15 protein-coding genes are annotated in these 18,383 nt (G+C 67.9%); 10 read left to right on the top strand and 5 right to left on the bottom strand.

Going from position 1 to position 18,383, the window contains the following annotated elements:
* The 3 genes from NUW50_RS03925 to NUW50_RS03935 are packed head-to-tail and all read right to left on the bottom strand — an operon-like array spanning position 1 to position 2,089.
* On the bottom strand, positions 1 to 471 hold the full coding sequence (locus tag NUW50_RS03925) for a CinA family protein (protein WP_258287756.1): 471 nt from the start codon (positions 469 to 471) through the stop codon (positions 1 to 3).
* Positions 468 to 959 (bottom strand): phosphatidylglycerophosphatase A family protein, encoded by a 492-nt coding sequence (locus NUW50_RS03930; protein ID WP_258287757.1) that lies wholly within the window; start codon positions 957 to 959, stop codon positions 468 to 470. Before NUW50_RS03930 ends, NUW50_RS03925 begins: the two co-directional genes overlap by 4 nt.
* Positions 956 to 2,089, bottom strand: coding sequence for a bifunctional 2-C-methyl-D-erythritol 4-phosphate cytidylyltransferase/2-C-methyl-D-erythritol 2,4-cyclodiphosphate synthase (locus NUW50_RS03935; protein ID WP_258287758.1), 1,134 nt, complete (start codon positions 2,087 to 2,089; stop codon positions 956 to 958). The genes NUW50_RS03930 and NUW50_RS03935 overlap by 4 nt, the downstream gene beginning before the upstream one ends.
* A 295-nt stretch (positions 2,090 to 2,384) precedes the next feature.
* Here NUW50_RS03935 and dusB point away from each other — a divergent pair, with 295 nt between their 5' ends.
* The 9 genes from dusB (at position 2,385) to hflX (ending at position 14,329) form a co-directional block, all read left to right on the top strand.
* Positions 2,385 to 3,314, top strand: a complete 930-nt coding sequence (gene dusB, locus NUW50_RS03940; protein ID WP_443135088.1) for a tRNA dihydrouridine synthase DusB — start codon at positions 2,385 to 2,387, stop codon at positions 3,312 to 3,314.
* Complete coding sequence (locus NUW50_RS03945; RefSeq protein ID WP_258287760.1) at positions 3,311 to 4,384, top strand: two-component system sensor histidine kinase NtrB; 1,074 nt, start codon at positions 3,311 to 3,313, stop codon at positions 4,382 to 4,384. Before dusB ends, NUW50_RS03945 begins: the two co-directional genes overlap by 4 nt.
* The gene (locus NUW50_RS03950) at positions 4,384 to 5,757 is read left to right on the top strand and encodes a sigma-54 dependent transcriptional regulator (RefSeq protein ID WP_258287761.1); all 1,374 of its coding nucleotides are present in this window, start codon (positions 4,384 to 4,386) and stop codon (positions 5,755 to 5,757) included. The genes NUW50_RS03945 and NUW50_RS03950 overlap by 1 nt, the downstream gene beginning before the upstream one ends.
* A gap of 160 nt (positions 5,758 to 5,917) precedes the next feature.
* Positions 5,918 to 8,146 carry a sensor histidine kinase NtrY-like gene (locus NUW50_RS03955; protein ID WP_258287762.1) on the top strand — a complete coding sequence of 743 codons (2,229 nt, stop codon included), beginning with the start codon at positions 5,918 to 5,920 and terminating at the stop codon, positions 8,144 to 8,146.
* Positions 8,147 to 8,175: 29 nt separating this feature from the next.
* Complete coding sequence (gene ntrX / locus NUW50_RS03960) at positions 8,176 to 9,594, top strand: nitrogen assimilation response regulator NtrX (protein WP_258287763.1); 1,419 nt, start codon at positions 8,176 to 8,178, stop codon at positions 9,592 to 9,594.
* A 162-nt stretch (positions 9,595 to 9,756) separates the two neighbouring features.
* A complete protein-coding gene (gene trkA, locus NUW50_RS03965) occupies positions 9,757 to 11,133 on the top strand; it encodes a Trk system potassium transporter TrkA (RefSeq protein WP_258287764.1) in 1,377 nt (458 codons plus the stop codon).
* Position 11,134: 1 nt separating this feature from the next.
* Entirely contained in the window at positions 11,135 to 12,655 is a 1,521-nt protein-coding gene (locus tag NUW50_RS03970) for a TrkH family potassium uptake protein (protein WP_258287765.1), read from the top strand.
* A gap of 144 nt (positions 12,656 to 12,799) precedes the next feature.
* Positions 12,800 to 13,033, top strand: a complete 234-nt coding sequence (hfq, locus tag NUW50_RS03975) for an RNA chaperone Hfq (protein ID WP_127900169.1) — start codon at positions 12,800 to 12,802, stop codon at positions 13,031 to 13,033.
* Positions 13,034 to 13,036: 3 nt separating this feature from the next.
* Entirely contained in the window at positions 13,037 to 14,329 is a 1,293-nt protein-coding gene (hflX, locus tag NUW50_RS03980; protein WP_258287766.1) for a GTPase HflX, read from the top strand.
* Positions 14,330 to 14,338: 9 nt separating this feature from the next.
* Here hflX and NUW50_RS03985 read toward each other — a convergent pair whose 3' ends face one another.
* Positions 14,339 to 16,891 carry a penicillin acylase family protein gene (locus NUW50_RS03985; protein WP_258287767.1) on the bottom strand — a complete coding sequence of 851 codons (2,553 nt, stop codon included), beginning with the start codon at positions 16,889 to 16,891 and terminating at the stop codon, positions 14,339 to 14,341.
* Between the two features lie 123 nt (positions 16,892 to 17,014).
* On the opposite strand from NUW50_RS03985, the gene NUW50_RS03990 reads away from it, so the two are divergent.
* Entirely contained in the window at positions 17,015 to 17,887 is an 873-nt protein-coding gene (locus tag NUW50_RS03990; RefSeq protein WP_258287768.1) for an NAD(P)-dependent oxidoreductase, read from the top strand.
* A 22-nt stretch (positions 17,888 to 17,909) separates the two neighbouring features.
* Here NUW50_RS03990 and NUW50_RS03995 read toward each other — a convergent pair whose 3' ends face one another.
* Positions 17,910 to 18,380, bottom strand: coding sequence for a MarR family winged helix-turn-helix transcriptional regulator (locus NUW50_RS03995; protein ID WP_258287769.1), 471 nt, complete (start codon positions 18,378 to 18,380; stop codon positions 17,910 to 17,912).
* Positions 18,381 to 18,383 lie beyond the last annotated feature (3 nt).

The raw sequence follows: 18,383 nt of genomic DNA on the forward strand, positions 1-18,383 counted from the left end.
TCAGCCCTCAAGCGCGCCGATCAGCAGCGCCAGCGCATGTTCGACCGTCGCGGCCCGGACCCGGCTGCGGCCGAGGGCGCCGAACTCCACCGTTTCGCTGCGGCAGGCGCGGTCCTGGGCCAGGCCGAAGCAGACCCGGCCCTCGGGCTTGTGCTCCGAGCCGCCCGGCCCGGCGATCCCGGTCACGGCGACGGCCAGGGTGGCGCCGGTCCGTTCCAGCGCGCCCTGCGCCATTTCCCGCGCGACCTCTTCGGAAACCGCACCATGCGCGGCGAGGCTGCGCTTCCGGACCCCCAGAAGCGCCACCTTGGCGGCGTTGGAATAGGTGACGATCCCGGCCTCGAAGATATCCGACGAGCCCGCGACCTCGGTGATCGCGCCGCCGATCAGCCCGCCGGTGCAGCTTTCCGCCGTGGCGATCCGGGCGCCCTTGGCACGGGCCAGGGACAACAGCCGCTCCGCCGCGCTCATCGCATCAGCACCCCATGCGCCAGCGCCGCCAGCAGCGCCACGCCGATCGCCGCCGCCAGCCCGGCCAGCAGGTCGTCGAGCATCAGCCCCAGGGCGCCGCCCTTGCGATCCGCCCAGCCGATCGGGCCGGGCTTCCAGATGTCGAACAGCCGGAACAGCAGGAAGGCCGCGACCCAGCCGGGCCAGAGATCCATCGGCGGCCGGCCGACATGCGCAGCGCCGATCACGACCGGCAACAGGGCCAGCCATTGCCCGGCCACCTCGTCGATCACGATCTCCCCCGGGTCCGGGTCGTCGCCCAGCCGCAACTCGGCCCCGGCCGCCCAGTAGCCGAGCCCCGAGGCCAGAACTACCGCCGCCACCATCGCCCAGGGGCCGCCCAGCACCGCGATCGCCCAGGCCAGCGGCAGCGCCGCAAGCGAGCCCCAGGTGCCCGGCGCCGGGCGCAGCAGCCCGACACCGAAGAAGATCGCCAGCATCCGGCTCATGGCGCCACCAGTGTCGCGACGGCCATCGCCGCGATCCCTTCCTCGCGCCCGGTGAAGCCCAGGCGCTCCGAGGTCGTCGCCTTGACCGAAATCCGATCCGCCGCGACCCCCAGAACCGGCGCGATCCGGTCCTGCATCGCCTGTGCATGCGGGCCGATCTTCGGAGCCTCGCAGATCAGCGTCACGTCGGCCTGCGAGACCCGGTAGCCGCGCTCCCGCACCAACCCCGCCGCATGGTCGAGGAAGCGCATCGAATCGGCGCCCTTCCATTCGGCCTCGGAGGGTGGAAAGTGCCGGCCGATATCGCCGGCGCCGAGGGCGCCGTAGATCGCGTCGCAAAGCGCATGCAGCCCGACATCGGCATCCGAATGCCCGGCCAGCCCGCGCCCGTGCGGCACCGTGACGCCGCAGAGCGTCACATGGTCCCCCGGCCCGAAGGCATGCACGTCAAAGCCCTGTCCGACCCGGACATCCATCGCCACCTCCAGCATCGCGCTCGCGCGCTCCATATCCTCGGGATGAGTCAGTTTCAGCGCCCGTTCGTCGCCATTGACCAGCGCCACCTCGATCCCTGCCGCCAGCGCCACCGCCACGTCATCGGCGGCCGGGCCGCCCCTGTGGGCGCGGTGCGCTTCGAGGATCGCCTCGTAGCGGAACCCCTGCGGGGTCTGGGCGCGCCAGAGACCGGTCCGGTCGGCGGTGCCCGTGATCCGGTCGCCCTGGGTCCGCCACAGCGCATCGCTCAACGCCAGCCCGGGGGCCACCGCCACATGCCGGTCCAGCGTATCGGACACCCGCAGGATCATCTCGGCCGGGACAAGCGGCCGCGCCGCGTCATGGATCAAGACATGGGCACAATCGCTGCCTTCGAGCGCTTCCAGCCCGGCCAGCACCGATCCGGCGCGCTCGGCGCCGCCCGCCACCACCTGGCAGCCGGGAAATTCATCGGCGCGGGACAGGTCCTCGGCGCGCAGCACCAGAACGATCCGGGCCTCGGGCAGGGCGGCCTGAAATGCCTCGACCGAACGGTGAACGACGCCTTTGCTGCCAAGCACTTGCCACTGCTTGGCCACCGGGCCGCCCATGCGGATGCCGCTGCCTGCGGCGACGATGATGATCGCGGTGGACATCCGGTGCCTCTCCTCGGCCACTCTCTAGGCGCTGCGGTTTGGCCATGCAATGCCACGACTCCGTGAGTGTATGCCTATTTTTTGGGCGATTATGATTTCGCGATGAAAATTGATGCAGTGCCGCGGGGGCGGTGCTTGCAAGGCCCGGCCCGCGTCGTTAGCGCAGAACTGACCAGAACCCGGATGACCCGCTGCCTTCATGACGCCCACTTTCGCCCGATCCGATCGGCCTGCGCCCGGTCCAGATGCCTCTGCCACCGCCGACGTGGCGCGACCGCTGGTCTTTCTGGCGCCGATGGCCGGGATCACCGATCTGCCGTTCCGCCGGCTGGTGCAGCGATTCGGGGTCGATCGGGTGGTCTCGGAAATGGTCGCCAGCCAGGAGATGGTGCAGTCCAAGCCCGGTGTGCGCGAGAAGGCCCGGCTGGGTCTGGCCGTCGAGGGTTCGGCGGTGCAACTGGCCGGGCGCGAGGCGCATTGGATGGCGGAAGCGGCGCGGATGGTCGAGGCCAACGGCGCCACGCTGATCGACATCAACATGGGCTGCCCGGCCAAGAAGGTGACCGGCGGGCTCTCCGGCTCGGCCCTGATGCGGGCGCCGGACCATGCGCTGAGCCTGATCGAGGCGGTGGTCGGCGCCGTCCGGGTGCCGGTGACGCTGAAGATGCGGCTGGGCTGGGATGACGGTTCGATCAATGCGCCCGAGCTGGCGGTGCGGGCCGAGGCCGCCGGGGTGCGGCTTCTGGTCGTGCATGGCCGGACCCGCTGCCAGTTCTACCAGGGGTCGGCCGACTGGGCCGCGATCCGGACGGTGAAAGAGGCGGTGTCGATCCCGGTGCTGGCGAATGGCGACATCGTCGATGCCGCCTCTGCGCGGAAGGCGCTGCGGCTTTCTGGCGCCGACGGGGTGATGATCGGCCGTGGCGCGCAGGGCCGGCCCTGGCTGCCCGCCGAGCTTCGGGCGGCGCTGACCGACGGCCGGGCGCCGAAGGTGCCGAACGGGGCGGAACTGGTCGATCTGGTCGCCGGCCACTACGAAGAGACCTTGCGCTTCTACGGCACGCAGCTTGGTTCAAGAACGGTCCGCAAGCATTTGGGATGGTTCATGGATCACGCCGGGACCGGGCCGGAATTGCGGCGCGCGATCCTGACCGAGACCCGGCCCGAACGGGTCTTGGCGCTGCTGCCCGAGGCCCTGGCCCCCGACGCGAGACAGGCGGCATGAGCACCGCCGAAGCGATCTGGGCCTCGCTGCCGGTGCCGGCCTTCCTGCTGGATGACGGCGATGCGATCCTCGATACCAACGCGGCGGCCGAGATCTTTCTGAACGCCTCGTCCAAGAGCATGCTGGGGGCACCCTTCTTCGACCGGCTGACCATCGATGCGCCGCTGGAGGAAGCCTTTCGCCGGGTCCGCAGCGACCATTCCGGCCTGTTCATCAACAATGTCGATGTCTCGGGCGGCAACGCGCCGCCGGTGCAGTGCAACATCCAGATCGCGCCGCTGATCGACTATCCCGGCCATGTCCTGCTGATCATGGAGCCGCGCCATATCGCCGACCGTCTCGGCCGGGCGCAGGCGGTGAAGTCCTCGACCCGTTCGGCGATCGGCATGGCGGAAATGCTGGCGCACGAGATCAAGAACCCGCTGGCCGGGATCACCGGGGCGGCGCAGCTTCTGTCGATGAATCTCGGCCCCGAGGATCAGGAACTGACCGATCTGATCGTCATGGAAAGCCGCCGGATCGTGGCCCTGCTCGAACAGGTCGAGCAGTTCGGCAACCTGCGCCCGCCGATCCGCAAGCCGGTGAATGTCCACGACCTGCTGGACCGGGCAAGGCGCTCGGCCCTGGTCGGCTTCGGCGCCCATATGAAGATCGTCGAGGACTACGACCCCTCGCTGCCGCCGACCTTCGTCGATGGCGATCAGCTGTTGCAGGTCTTCCTGAACCTGTTGAAGAACGCCGCTCAAGCATCTGGAAAAAATGGAACAATTCGGCTTCATACCTTCTATGACCTGAGCTTGCGCCTGCGCCGCAAGGATGGCTCGGGCTCACCCCTGCCGCTGCAGGTCGAGATCATCGACGACGGCCCCGGCATTCCGCCGGACATCGCCGCCGACATATTCGAACCCTTCGTCTCGGGGCGTGAGAACGGCACCGGCCTGGGTCTCGCGCTTGTTTCAAAGATCATATCCGATCACGACGGCTGGATTGCCGTCGACTCGGTTCCCGGCCGCACCGTGTTCCGTATCTCGCTGCCGGTGGCGCCGAAATCTGCCAAGGAGACTGACTGATGGATGGCACCGTTCTTGTTGCCGACGACGACCGGACAATCCGCACGGTCCTGACCCAGGCGCTGACCCGGGCCGGGTGCAAGGTTCATGCCACATCGAGCCTCGTGACGTTGATGCGTTGGGTGGAAGAGGGCAAGGGCGACCTGGTCATCTCGGACGTGATGATGCCGGACGGGAACGGGCTCGAGGCGCTGCCGCAGATCAGCAAGCTGCGTCCCGGCCTGCCGGTGATCGTGATCTCGGCGCAGAACAACATCATGACCGCGATCCAGGCCGCCGAGGCCGAGGCCTATGACTATCTGCCGAAACCCTTCGACCTGCCCGACCTGATGAAGCGCGCGGCGCGGGCGCTGGAGATCAAGCGGCGCGCCAGCCCCGCGCCCCCGCGCCGCGAGTCGGGCCAGTCACCACAGGACGATCTGCCGCTGGTCGGGCGGACCCCGGCCATGCAGGCGCTCTACCGGCTGGTGGCACGGGTGATGAACGCCGATCTGCCGGTGCTGATCACCGGCGAGAGCGGAACCGGCAAGTCCCTGATCGCACGCGCAATTCACGATTTCTCCGACCGCCGTTCCTTGCCCTTCGTGACTGTCGGCGCCGCCGATCTGGCGACCATGGAAGGCCCGGCGGCAGTGCTGAGCCGGGCCCGCAACGGCTCGATCCTCTTCGACGAGGTCGGCGATCTTTCGGAAGAGGCGCAGGCCCGGATCGTGCGGATGCTCGACAGTTTCACCGACAACGCGCCGCGGGTGATGGCGACCAGCCAGGCCGACCTGTCGCGCAAGATCGAGGCCGGGGAATTCCGGCAGGATCTATTCTACCGGCTCGGCGGGGTCACGCTGGCGGTGCCGTCGCTGCGCGAGCGGGTCGATGACATCGCCCTGCTGGCCGACCATTTCCTGGCCCGGGCCGAGCGCGAGGGGCTGCCGTTGCGGCGGTTCTCGGGCGAGGCGATGGATCTGGTCCGGGCCTATTCCTGGCCGGGCAACGTGCGGCAGCTTGAAAACACCGTCCGCCGCCTGACCGTCACCGGCGGCGAGGAGGACATCTCGCGCGCCGAGGTCGATGCGGTGCTGGGCAACCAGCCGGCGATGGAACCGCTGCGCAATCAGGGCGAGGGCGAGAAGCTTTCGTCCTCGGTCCACCGGCATCTGAGGCGCTATTTCGACCTGCATGGCGGGCAGTTGCCGCCTCCGGGTCTCTATCAACGGATCCTGCGCGAAGTGGAGTTGCCCCTGATCGAACTGGCGCTGGATGCGACCGGCGGCAACCAGGCAAAATGTGCCGATCTGCTGGGCATCAACCGCAATACCCTGAGAAAAAAGATCACCGACCTCGATATTCGCGTGACACGACGCCGCAAGCTGATGTAAGAATGACACAGAGAGTGGCAGATCGGCGTCAGGTCGGCACATAAGCCACGAGCGGTGCGGTTCTGCAACGGCCCAGCAAAGGGTCGGGCGGGCCGGAGAGTCAGGTGGTCGGAACGTGGCAAGCCCGGCGAGAACGGGAACTTGGGAACGTCTGAACCGGATGCGCAAGCTTCGGCGGGTTCAGAACGCGGCGACGCTTGGCCTCGTCCTTCTGGGACCGGTCCTGACGGCTGCGACCTTCGCCATTCTCGGTCCCCTGGATCAGGGCGCCTCGGCGCTGTCGCTGCGGCTGATCCTGCTGGCCGATCTGGTCTATGTGCTGGCGATTGCGGCGCTGGTGATGCAGCGCGTCGCCAAGATGATCGCCGACCGGCGGGCGAAATCCGCCGGGTCGCGGCTGCACCTGCGGCTGACCGGCGTCTTCGCCCTCATCGCGCTGATCCCCACCGTTCTGGTTGCGGTCTTTGCCGGGCTGACGGTGAATGTCGGGCTGGAGGGCTGGTTCTCGGACCGGGTGCGCACCGTGCTGGGCACCTCGCTGGCGGCGGCGCAGGCCTATGAGGGGGAGCACCGGAGCGACCTGATCGCCGACATCCGGTCCCTGTCCGACTATCTCAACACCGCCCGCGAGGCGAATTTCTTCGTCTCGGACGGCGAGTTGCGGCAGTTGCTCACCCAGGCGCAGGCCAATGTGCAGCGCGGGTTGCGAGAGGCCTATGTCATTGATGGAAATGGGGAAATCAAATCGCGGGGCGAACGCTCCTATCTCTTCGATTTCGAAAAGCCGACCCAGGAGCAGATTTCCCGCGCCGCGGCCGGCGAAGTGGTGGTGATCGAGGATTGGGACCAGAACGAGTTCCGCGCCCTGATGGTGCTGAAATCCTATCCCGACCGCTATGTCTATGTCTCGCGCGCGGTGGATGGCGAGATCCTCTCGCTGCTCGACGACACCACCGAAACCGTGACGCTCTACAACCAGCTGGAAAGCCAGCGCGGGCGCATCGTCTTCGAATTCGCGCTGCTTTATCTGGGCTTTGCCGTGATCCTGATCCTGGCCGCGACCTGGCTGGGTCTGTGGTTCGCCGAGCGGCTGTCGCGCCCCGTGGGGCGCCTGACGGGGGCGGCGCAGCGGGTCGGGGCCGGCGATCTGGACGTGCGGGTGGTCGAGGAGGACGGCGACGACGAAATCGCCATGCTGGGCCGGATATTCAACCAGATGACCCGGCAGCTGAAGGGCCAGCGCGACGCCCTGATGGACAATGCGGCGCAGATCGAGCGGCGGCGGCGGCTGTTCGATTCGGTGCTCGGCTCGGTCACCTCGGGGGTCGTCGGGCTGGATGCCGAGGCGCGGGTGGCCTTCGTCAACCGTTCGGCCGAGACCCTTCTGGAGGTGGTCGGTGAGCCCGAGGGCCGGACCCTGTCCGAACTGGCGCCGGAATTCGCGCCGCTGCTGGCCCGGCTGACCGAGACGGGCGCCTCGGTGGCGCAGGAAGAAATCAAGCTGACCCGGCACGGCAAGATGGAGAACCTGCTGGTGCGGATCGCCACGCGGCGGGCCACCTCCGGCGAGCCGGAGGGCTTCGTGATCGCCTTCGACGACGTGACCGACCTGGTCTCGGCGCAGCGAATGGCGGCCTGGGGCGACGTGGCGCGGCGGATCGCGCATGAGATCAAGAACCCGCTGACCCCGATCCAGCTGTCGGCCGAGCGGATCAAGCGCAAGTTCCGCGCCGCGGCGGGGGACGAGGCCGCCGAACTGGATCAGATGACCGATGTCATCGTGCGGCAGACGAACGACCTGCGCCGGATCGTCGACGAGTTCTCGAAATTCGCCCGGATGCCGGAACCCGAGCTGCGGACCCATGACCTGCTGCAACTGCTGCGCGACAAGCTGGTCCTGCAGGAAGGATCGCTGGAGGGGCTGCGGCTGGTCTCGGATCTGCCCGAGACGCCGGTGCCGGCGATGGTCGACGAGACGATGATCGGTCAGGCGTTGACAAACTTGTTGAAGAACGCCGTCGAAGCCATTGAAAGTGCTCAGGAAGATGGCGTCGATCCTGACTTCGTCCCGGAAATCCGGGTGACGATGGAGCGGCAGGGCAGCGAGGTGCTGATCTCGATCTCGGACAATGGCATCGGCCTGCCGGCGGACCGGTCGCGGCTGTTCGAACCCTATGTGACGACGCGGGCAAAGGGCACCGGGCTGGGCCTGCCGATCGTCAAGAAAATCATCGAAGAGCACGGCGGGACGCTGATCCTGACCGACGCCGAGCCCTTCAAGGACGGGGCGCGACGCGGCGCCCGAGCCGAAGTGCGACTGCCGGTCGAAGCGGTGACCGCGGGTCAGGAAGACGGGGCGGAGCAGGCCGAAGGCCGCGCCGCTGAATAGTTCAGGAACGTGAGGCAAGGGACTGGAAAATGGGCGATATTCTGATTGTTGACGACGAACGGGACATCCGCGAGCTGATCTCGGACATTCTCAAGGACGAAGGCTACACGACCCGGTTGGCAGCCAATTCCGACAGCTGCATGGCCGAAATCAACGCCGAGACCCCGGCGCTGATGGTCCTCGATATCTGGCTGAAGGACAGCCATATGGACGGGATCGACATCCTCAAGCATGTCAAGCGCGACCACCCCGGGGTGCCGGTGGTGATCATCTCGGGGCATGGCAATATCGAGATCGCCGTGGCCGCGATCAAGCAGGGCGCCTATGACTTCATCGAGAAGCCCTTCAACATCGACCAGCTCCTGGTGGTGATCCGGCGCGCGATGGAAACCTCGCGGCTGCGGCGCGAGAATTCGGAACTGAAGCGGCGCGATACCGCCCCGGCCGAGATGATCGGCGGATCGACCGCGTTCAAGTCGTTGAAATCGCAGCTGGACAAGGTGACCAAGTCGAACGGGCGGGTGATGCTGACCGGGCCGGCCGGGGCCGGCAAGGAAATCGCCGCCCGCTATATCCATGCCCAGTCGAACCGTGCCGAGGCGCCCTTTGTCAGCGTTTCCTCGGCCTCGGTCGAGGCGGATCGGATGGAAGAGGTCCTGTTCGGCCGCGAGACCCCGGATCACCGGGTCGAGCCGGGCCTGCTGGAACAGGCCAGCGGCGGGGTCATCTATTTCGACGAGGTGGCCGACATGCCTTCGGGCACCCAGTCGAAGATCCTGCGGGTGCTGACCGAGCAGACCTTCACCCGGGTCGGCGGCTCCGAGAAGGTCAAGGTGGATGTCCGGGTGATTTCCAGCACCAACAAGGATTTGCAGGTCGAAATTGATGAAGGTCGGTTCCGGCAGGAACTGTTCCACCGGCTGAACGTGGTGCCGATCGCGGTGCCGTCGCTGGAGGACCGGCGCGAGGATATTCCCGATCTGGCGAAACATTTCATCGAGACCTTCAACCGCAGCCAGGGGCTGCCGCTGCGCGAACTCAGCGAAGAGGCGGTGGCCCAGCTTCAGACCATGCAATGGCCGGGCAATGTGCGGCAGTTGAAGAATGTCATCGAACGGGTGCTGATCCTGGGCGACGGCACGGGCCCGATCGAGCCGCGTGAACTGCCCGACACGATGCCGCCGGCGGTGGCCGAGGGCCGGGTGGTGCTGGCCGGCGGGCTGGCGACCCTGCCGCTGCGCGAGGCCCGCGAGTTGTTCGAACGGGAATATCTGCTGACCCAGATCAACCGTTTCGGCGGCAATATCAGCCGCACCGCGACCTTCGTGGGCATGGAGCGCAGCGCCCTGCATCGCAAGCTGAAGAGTCTCGGCGTGGTGACCGCCGCCAAGGGGGGCGGTCGGGTGGCCTATGTCGAGGAAGACGAGACGGTCGGCGCCGAGGGCTGAGCGCCGAGCGGGCAGGCAGGAACCCGGCCGCAGCCGGGCCGGCATCTCCTGCCCGAGGCGCCGCCGGCCGGGGCGGTCCGCCGCCGTCTCGATTGACCTTGGCGGCGCGGCCTGCCAATCAGGTGGGACGTCCGGAAAACAGGGCGAGGCGGAAAGGCTGCCATGAAGGTCATTATTTGCGGCACCGGCCAGGTCGGATGGCAGATTGCCCGGCATCTGGCGGGTGAAAAGAACGATGTGACGGTGATCGACCAGAATGCCGAACTGGTGCGCCGGGCCACGGATACGCTGGACGTGAAGGGCTTTGTCGGCTTTGCCAGCTATCCGGATGTGCTGGAGAAGGCCGGCGCCCGCGACGCCGACATGATCATCGCCGCGACCTATTCCGACGAGGTGAACATGGTCACCTGTCAGGTCGCGCATTCGATCTTCGCGGTGCCGCGCAAGATCGCCCGGCTGCGCTCGAAGAGTTATCTCGATGCGATCTACGCCGATATCTTCCGCCGCGACCACATGCCGATCGACGTGGTGATTTCGCCCGAGCGCGAGGTGGCCGAGGCGGCGCTGCGGCGGCTGGCGGCGCCGGTGGCCTTCGAATCCGAGACATTCTTCGGCGGCAAGGCTCAGTTGCTGGGGATCGCGCTGGACGAGGACTGCCCGGTGGTGAACACACCGCTGCGGCAGTTGAACGAGCTGTTCTCGACCCTGCGGGCGATCGTCGTCGGGGTCCGGCGCGACGGCAAGCTGTTCGCCCCGGACGCGGCGGACCAGCTTTATCCGAACGACCAGATCTATGTCGTCACCCACGCGGCCGACATCAACCGGACGCTGGAAATCTTCGGCAAGCAGGTGAAGAAGCAGGAGCGGGTGGTGATCGTCGGCGGCGGCAATGTCGGGCTGGCGGTGGCGCGGGCGCTGGAGGCGCGGGCCGACCGGGTCCGGGTCCGGGTGATCGAGCGCAACCGCGCCCAGGCCGAACGCGCCGCGGATGCGCTGGAGCGGACCATCGTGCTGGCCGGCGACGGGCTGTCGGCGGAAATTCTGGAAGAGGCCGGGATCGACCGGGCGGATTCGATCCTGGCGGTGAGCGACGACGACAAGACCAACATCCTTGCGGCGGTGCGCGGCAAGGCGGCGGGCTGCCGGCTGGCCATTGCCCTGATCAACGATCCGACCCTGGTGCCTCTGATGGCGACGCTGAACATCGACGCCCATATCAACCCGCGCGCCACAACCGTCAGCTCGATCCTGCGCCATATCCGGCACGGGCGGGTCCGCGGCGTCTATTCGATCGGCGATGCCGAAGCCGAGGTGATCGAGGCGCAGGTGCTTTCGACCAGCCCGATCGCCGGGCAACTGGTGCGCGAGACGGATTTCCCCGCCGGGGTGCTGGTGGGGGCGGTGATGAAGGACGGCGAGGTCATCAAGCCGACCGGCGACACGCGGATCGAGGTCGGGGATGTCATCGTGCTGTTTTCGATGGCCGCCGACGTGCCCGAGGTCGAGCGCCTGTTGCAGGTCTCGATCGACTTCTTCTGAGATGCTCCGCCGGATCCTGACCTTGCCCCTGGTGGTGATCCTGATCGGGATCGGCGCCATCGCGATGTTCCTGCCGGCGGCCCATGCGGTGGCCCTGCGCGACTGGCACACGGCGCGGGCCTTTGTCTATTCGGGCAGCATCTTCCTGATCCTGGCCGGGTTCCTGGCCCTGGCGACCTCTCCCTACCGGCCGTCGCGGCTGGCCCGGTCGCGGCTGATCGCGCTGCTGGCGGCCTATGCGGCGCTGCCCCTGATGCTGGCGGTGCCGTTTCACGAGGCGCTGCCCTCGACCACCTATCTGAAAAGCTATTTCGAGATGGTCTCGTCGCTGACCACCACCGGGGCCACGGTCTATACCGATCCGGCGCGGCTGCCCGACAGCCTGCATCTGTGGCGGGCGCTGGTCGGCTGGATGGGCGGCTTCTTCATGTGGGTGATCGCGGTGTCGGTGTTCCAGCCGCTGAACCTGGGCGGCTTCGAGGTGCTGTCGGGGGCGGCCAGCGGCAGCGATGGTGCGATGAACCAGATCACCCGCGTTGCCGATCCGGCCGAGCGCATGGCCCGGTTCTCGGCCTCGCTGTTCCCGGTCTACCTGTCGATGACGCTGATCCTCTGGATCGGGCTGATCCTGACCGGGGATTCCGGGCTGGTGGCGATCTGCCATGCGATGTCGACGCTCTCGACCTCGGGGATCTCGCCGATCAACGGCGGGGTCGCGGCAGCGGGCTCGGGCCGGTCGGGCGAGGTGCTCATCCTGCTGTTCCTGGCCTTCGCGCTGTCGCGGCGGACCTTTGCCGGGGCCGATCAGGGCGGCGGGCTGGGCCAGACCTGGCGTGATCCCGAGTTCCGGCTGGGCCTGCTGATCATCGCGGTGGTCCCGGCGATGCTGTTCCTGCGGCACTGGATCGGCGCCTACGAGGTGCGCGACGAATCCAATCTGGGCGCCGCCCTGGGCGCGCTCTGGGGCTCGGTCTTCTCGGTCGCCTCCTTCCTGACCACCACCGGTTTCGTCAGCGCCGACTGGCTGAGCGCCCGCAGCTGGTCGGGCCTGCCGACGCCGGGGCTGATCCTGATGGGGCTGGCGGTTTTCGGCGGCGGGGTGGCGACCACCGCCGGAGGGGTCAAGCTGCTGCGGGTCTATGCCCTGTGGAAACATGGCGTGCGCGAGCTGGAGAAACTGGTCGAGCCGCATTCGGTCGGCGGCTCGGGCAAGGTGGCGCGGCATCTGCGGCGGCAGGGCGCCTATATCGCCTGGGTGTTCTTCATGCTCTTCGCGATCTCGATCGCGGTGGTGATGCTGGCGCTGTCGCTGGACGGGCTGAGCCTGAATGACTCGATCACCTTCGCCATCGCGGCCCTGTCCACGACCGGGCCGGTCGCCAATGTGGCCGGCAGCGTGCCGCTGTCCTATGACAGCCTGAGCGACTCGGCGCGGATGATCCTGGCCGCCTCCATGGTGCTGGGCCGGGTCGAGACGCTGGCCATCATCGCGCTGTTGAACCCCGAGTTCTGGCGCCGCTAGGGCACGGTTACGGGCCGTCATGCCAAGCCCTTGACGAAGGGGCTGGAATCTTGCCTTGTGCGGCCGCATAATTCACAACGGACTTTCCGGCAGCGTTTCAGGCCGGCAACGACAGCGCAATGATATAACCAAAGGCGAAGACCTATGGCTGCCGACAAACAGAACTTGCAGGACGCGTTTCTGAATCACGTCCGCAAGACGAAGATTCCCGTAACGATATTCCTGATCAATGGCGTCAAGCTGCAGGGTGTGATCACCTGGTTCGACAACTTCTGCGTTCTTCTGCGCCGCGACGGCCAGTCGCAGTTGGTCTACAAGCACGCGATCTCGACCATCATGCCGGGTCAGCCGATCAGCCTCTACGACGGGGAAGACTGACACTTGGATGAAACCGCGGCGCGTCCGACACGCGCCTATGTGCTGCATCCCGATACCCATTCCGCCAAGGCGCGCCGCACCCCCGCGCTGGCGCTCGAGGAAGCTGTCTCGCTGGCCCATGCGCTGCCGGGGCTGGAGGTCGTCGGCGGCGAGGTGGTCCGGCTGCCGAAACCGAATGCCGGGCTGCTGTTCGGCTCGGGCAAGATCGACGAGCTGAAGGCCCGTTTCGAGGCCGAGGAAATCGAGCTGGTGCTGGTCGATGGACCGGTGACCCCGGTGCAGCAGCGCAACCTGGAAAAGGCCTGGGGCTGCAAGCTGCTGGACCGGACCGGGCTGATCCTGGAAATCTTCGCCGACCGCGCCCGGACCCGCGAGGGCGTCTTGCAGGTCGAGCTGGCGGCGCTGAGCTATCAGCGTACGAGGCTGGTCCGTGCCTGGACCCACCTGGAGCGGCAACGCGGCGGCCTGGGCTTTGTCGGCGGGCCGGGGGAGACCCAGATCGAGGCCGACCGGCGGGCGATCGACGAGCAGATACTGAAGCTGAAGAAACAGCTGGCCAAGGTCGGCAAGACCCGCGATCTGCACCGCGCGGCCCGGGCGAAGGTGCCATTCCCGGTGGTGGCGCTGGTCGGCTATACCAATGCCGGCAAGAGCACCCTGTTCAACCGGCTGACCGGGGCCGAGGTGATGGCAAAGGACATGCTCTTTGCCACGCTGGACCCGACGATGCGGGGTGTGGAACTGGCTGGCGGGCTGAAGGTCATCCTTTCCGATACCGTCGGCTTCATTTCGGATCTGCCGACGCAGCTGGTGGCGGCCTTCCGCGCGACGCTGGAAGAGGTGCTGAGCGCCGATCTGATCCTGCATGTCCGCGACATCGCCCATCCCGAGACCGAGGAGCAGGCCGCCGACGTGACCGACATCCTGCACGACCTCGGGGTCAGGGAGGAGGTGCCGTTGATCGAAGTCTGGAACAAGATCGACCTGCTGCCCGAGGACCGGCGCGAGGCGCTGACCACCCAGGCTGCCCGGACCGACGGCGTGCAGGCGGTCTCGGCGCTGACCGGGGCCGGGCTCGACGGTCTGATCGCGATGATCACCACGGCGCTGGAAGGGGCACGGATCGAGGAAGAGATTTTCGTGCCCTATGCCGAGGGCCGCCGCCGGGCGCTTCTGCACGACAGCGGCACGGTGCTGGAGGAACGCGAGGTCGAGGGCGGGCATCTGCTGCGGCTGCGCTGGTCGGAACGGCAGCGGCGCAGGCTGGCCGCGCCCGGAGAGGGCAGCGGCGATTGAGACGGGGTCTCAGTCGGCCGGCAACAGCTCGGTGATCCCGACCGCTGCGGCGCGGGCCAGATCGGGGTCGAGCGACATCGGTATGTATTCGCCGCGCCGCCACAGAACGCCCAGATCGTCGTAATGCCGTGACAGCGGGTGGCCGGACTGGCCGGTCGAGATGATGAAGACCGAACTGTCGGGATCGGCGAAGTCGTAGACACCGCGATAGGTGGCCCCGGCGACGCTTTCGAACGGGTTCGGGCCGCTGCCCAGGGTGCGGCCCATCATCAGGGTGTTGTCGCCGCCGCTGGTCGATTGGCGGATGTTCACCAGGTATTTCACCAACGGGCTCTCTCCCAGCACCTGATGGTCCTGCGCCGCCTCATGCGCATTGCCCCAGCGGAGCGAGGTGAGGTCCTTGCCGTAGTGGTCGCCGATCCAGACCAGCGCATCGTCCAGTGCCAGCCGCGCGATGTCGGTGCAGGTCTCGATCGCCGCCGATTGCAGGATGTCGCACCAGGCCGAGGCGCCGTCCTGATCGGTATAGACCCGCTCGATGAAGACCGGGTCCAGATGGGTGAACTGGCGCGCCAGCGGCCCCAGCTCGTCGCGGATCAGCCGTTCCTGCAGGGCCCGCATCCAGGCGGCGTAGATCAGCGGCTCGGGCAGATGTTCGTTCATCTCGCCGTTCCAGTCGGCCAGCAGCTGCAGCGCGTCCTGACGCAGCCGTTCCGGGGTGCCCTCGGGGGCCGCCTCGCCGGTGAACCACAGGTCGGCGCCGACCAGCGGCAGCAGGGTGCGTGCCGTGGGCGACACGGTGTCGAGCTGCGCCTCGATGAAGCTTTCTCGGGTATGCACCTCGCGGCTCTGCATCAGCCGGCGCCAGCGCTGGATCCGCTGCGTGTCGCCCCAGAGATAGCTGACATGCTGCGGAAAGGGCCGGTTCAGCAGCTTGTTGTTGGTGTTCCCCAGCAGGCCGCCGGCCGGATTGACGAATTCCGGGTTCGAGGCATAGGGCTGCACGCCGAGCCAGAGATTGGCGCCGATCCAGCCGGGCGAGGGCAGGCGGCCCTTGCTCTGATGCTGCGGATCGCGGCGCGGCACGGCGCCGAAGGTCTTCAGCGCGATGCCGGGACCGTCGGGGCCGACTCCTTCGGCATCCGCGCCTTCGGCCATGATCACGTTCATCCCCGGGGCCACCCATGCCGCCCCGGCGGCAATGCCCTCGGCCAGCGAGGCCGAGCGCATCAGCCGCAGCCCGGCGCTGATCGTGGTGTCGTCCGGGGAGAGGCCGGTCCATGACAGGCTCATCACATGGCCGCGCGGGGTGATCCGGGCCAGGTTCATCACGTCGCCGGGCAGCACCGGGCCATTCGGGGTCCAGGTCAGGTCCAGCGTCACCGGGGCGGAGTCCTTGATCTCGACGATCGAGGCGCGGTGGCGCAGCGGCACGAAGCCGTCCGGCGTGGCGACCTGGGTCGGGTCGTCGGGGTTCAGCTTCTCGACATGCAGATCCTGATCGTCGATGAAGGCCGCCGTCAGCCCCCAGCCGAAGCGGTCGGTGCGGCCCTCGAGGATCAGCGGCAGGCCGGGCACGGTGGCGCCGATTACCCCGCCCGAGGCCAGCTCCAGCCGCGCCAGATACCAGATCGTCGGCGCCGAATAGGCCATATGCGGGTCCGAGGCGAGCAGCGTCCCGCCCGAGGCCGAGCGGCTGGGGGCCGCCGCCCAGGCATTCGAGGCGCCTTGCCGCCCGGGATGCGGGATCGGCGACAGGGGGTCGTACCCGTCGGCGGCGGTCTCGCCCAGCAACCGGGCCAGCAGGCCGGGCCGCCGGGTATCCTCGGTTTGGTCCTCGGCAAAGCGCAGCCCGTCCAGACCCGGCACCAGCGAGGCATAGTCGGGCAGGGTGGCGATCCCCGGTCCCGGCGCGTCGGGCAGGATGTCGCGCAGCCGGTCGTCGGGCAGCAGCAGCGATGTCTGGGCGCGCAGCGATTCGCCCGCAGCCTGTTCCGACTGCTCCCAGGCCAGCAGCTTCAGGATCGCGATCGAATCGGCGGGCTGCCAGGGGGCCATGGCATTGGTGAACAGGAAGAACTCGGGCGCGCCCCGGCCCAGGGCGCCCTTGTTCACCTCGGTCAGCCAAGCGTTGACGCCGCGGGAATAGGATTCGAGCGCGGCCTTGGCATAGGCATCCTGCGCGGCGACCGAACTGACCGCGAGCCGGTAGAGGTCGAGCCTGCGGATCAGGCTGTCATAGGCGAGGGTCCGGGCGCCGAAGATCTCGGACAGCCGGCCCTGCGCAGTGCGGCGCAGCAGCATCATCTGCCAGAGCCGGTCCTGCGCATGGGCGAAGCCGAGCCCGAAATACACATCCGCGTCATTGGCGCCGAAGATATGCGGCACGTCGGCATTGGTGCGGACGATCTCCATCGGCGCCTGCAGCCCCTCGACATGGTGCGTGGCGTTGTAATCGGGCAGCGAGCGGCTGGCGACATAGTAGATCGCGATGCCGCTCAGGGCCGTGACAGCGGCCAGCGCAAGGAACAACCGCATCAGCCATCGGAAAGTGGTCGCCATAAGTCCTCGGGTCAGGTCGTGTCGGGCGCTTGGCCAGAAGGCCCGGGGTCCGTCGGTTGACTGGACCGGGCAGCCGGTTAACTAGGGGCGGACAGTAGTGCAAGAACACCCGAGGAGAAAGCCATGGCCAAAGTCGCGTTTCTGGGACTGGGAGTGATGGGAGCGCCGATGGCGGGCCATCTTGCCGCGGCCGGCCATGAGGTGACGGTGTACAATCGCACCCGGTCCAAGGCCGAGGCCTGGACCGCCAAACACCCCGGCCGCGCCGCCGCGACCCCGCGCGAGGCTGCCGAGGGGGCCGAGTTCGTCATGGCCTGCGTCGGCAACGATGACGATCTGGCCTCGGTCTGCCGCGGCGCCGATGGCGCCTTTGCCGGCATGGAAAACGGCTCGGTCTTCGTCGATCACACGACGGTTTCGGCCAAGATCACCCGGGCGCTTGGCGCCGAGGCCGAGGCGGCGGGGATCGCCTTCGTAGATGCGCCGGTCTCGGGTGGCCAGGCGGGGGCCGAGAACGGCCAGCTCTCGGTGATGTGCGGCGGCGACGCGGCGGCCTACGAGCGGGCCGAGCCGGTGATCGCCGCCTATGCGCGGATCTGCCGGCGGATCGGCGAGTCCGGGGCCGGGCAGCTCACCAAGATGTGCAACCAGATCGCCATTGCCGGGCTGGTGCAGGCGCTGAGCGAGGCGCTGCATTTCGCCGAGAAGGCCGGGCTGGATGGCCGCGCGGTGGTCGAGGTGATCAGCCAGGGCGCAGCCGGGTCGTGGCAGATGTCGAATCGCTACGAGACCATGCTGGACGACGAGTTCGAGCACGGGTTCGCGGTGGACTGGATGCGCAAGGATCTGGGCATCTGTCTGGAGGCCGGTGACGAGAACGGCGCCTCGCTGCCCGTGACGGCGCTGGTCGATCAGTTCTACAAGGATGTGCAGAAGCTCGGCGGCGGCCGTTGGGACACCTCGTCGCTGATCAAGCGGCTGCGGGCGATGGGCTGAGCCGCCACCGGCCGGGGCCGGGCTAGGAGTCGGGCGCGCTTCCCGCGGCGCGGGCCAGTTGGCCCAGCAGATCGGGCAGCGCGGCGCGGGCTTCGGGCTCCAGCGCCGCGTTGATCCGCGCATGTTCGGCCCGCCACAGCGGCACCGCCCGGGCGACCCTGGCCCGGCCGGCCTCGGTCAGCCTCGGGATCCGGGCCCGGGCGTCGGCCGGGTCGGTCTCCAGCGTCACCAGCCCGTGCCGGGACAGGGTGCGCATCGCGGCGGTCACCGTCGCATGGTCCATCGCCAGAAGCTCGGCCAGCGTTCCCAGCCGGGGCGACCAGTCGGCCGAAAGCGCCACCAGCAGCGAGAACTGGCCATTGGTCAGCCCGAGCGGCGCGAAGACCCGGTCAAAGCGCCGTGCCAGCAGCCGTGCGGCCCGCTGCGCGGCCAGGCAGAGGCAACTGTCGCGGATCTCGAGTACGGTTTCGATCGGGAGTTTTGTCTCGGGCATGAA

The sequence above is a fragment of the Frigidibacter sp. ROC022 genome (assembly GCF_024723735.1).
Classification (GTDB): domain Bacteria; phylum Pseudomonadota; class Alphaproteobacteria; order Rhodobacterales; family Rhodobacteraceae; genus SLM-1.

Excerpts from the sequence above, each read along its gene's own strand:
- NUW50_RS03925 (WP_258287756.1), bottom strand. The coding sequence starts at position 471 with ATGAGCGCGGCGGAGCGGCTGTTGTCCCTGGCCCGTGCCAAGGGCGCC.
- NUW50_RS03930 (WP_258287757.1), bottom strand. The coding sequence starts at position 959 with ATGAGCCGGATGCTGGCGATCTTCTTCGGTGTCGGGCTGCTGCGCCCG.
- NUW50_RS03935 (WP_258287758.1), bottom strand. The coding sequence starts at position 2,089 with ATGTCCACCGCGATCATCATCGTCGCCGCAGGCAGCGGCATCCGCATG.
- dusB (WP_443135088.1), top strand. The coding sequence starts at position 2,385 with ATGGCCGGGATCACCGATCTGCCGTTCCGCCGGCTGGTGCAGCGATTC.
- NUW50_RS03945 (WP_258287760.1), top strand. The coding sequence starts at position 3,311 with ATGAGCACCGCCGAAGCGATCTGGGCCTCGCTGCCGGTGCCGGCCTTC.
- NUW50_RS03950 (WP_258287761.1), top strand. The coding sequence starts at position 4,384 with ATGGATGGCACCGTTCTTGTTGCCGACGACGACCGGACAATCCGCACG.
- NUW50_RS03955 (WP_258287762.1), top strand. The coding sequence starts at position 5,918 with ATGCGCAAGCTTCGGCGGGTTCAGAACGCGGCGACGCTTGGCCTCGTC.
- ntrX (WP_258287763.1), top strand. The coding sequence starts at position 8,176 with ATGGGCGATATTCTGATTGTTGACGACGAACGGGACATCCGCGAGCTG.
- trkA (WP_258287764.1), top strand. The coding sequence starts at position 9,757 with ATGAAGGTCATTATTTGCGGCACCGGCCAGGTCGGATGGCAGATTGCC.
- NUW50_RS03970 (WP_258287765.1), top strand. The coding sequence starts at position 11,135 with ATGCTCCGCCGGATCCTGACCTTGCCCCTGGTGGTGATCCTGATCGGG.
- hfq (WP_127900169.1), top strand. The coding sequence starts at position 12,800 with ATGGCTGCCGACAAACAGAACTTGCAGGACGCGTTTCTGAATCACGTC.
- NUW50_RS03985 (WP_258287767.1), bottom strand. The coding sequence starts at position 16,891 with ATGGCGACCACTTTCCGATGGCTGATGCGGTTGTTCCTTGCGCTGGCC.
- NUW50_RS03990 (WP_258287768.1), top strand. The coding sequence starts at position 17,015 with ATGGCCAAAGTCGCGTTTCTGGGACTGGGAGTGATGGGAGCGCCGATG.
- NUW50_RS03995 (WP_258287769.1), bottom strand. The coding sequence starts at position 18,380 with ATGCCCGAGACAAAACTCCCGATCGAAACCGTACTCGAGATCCGCGAC.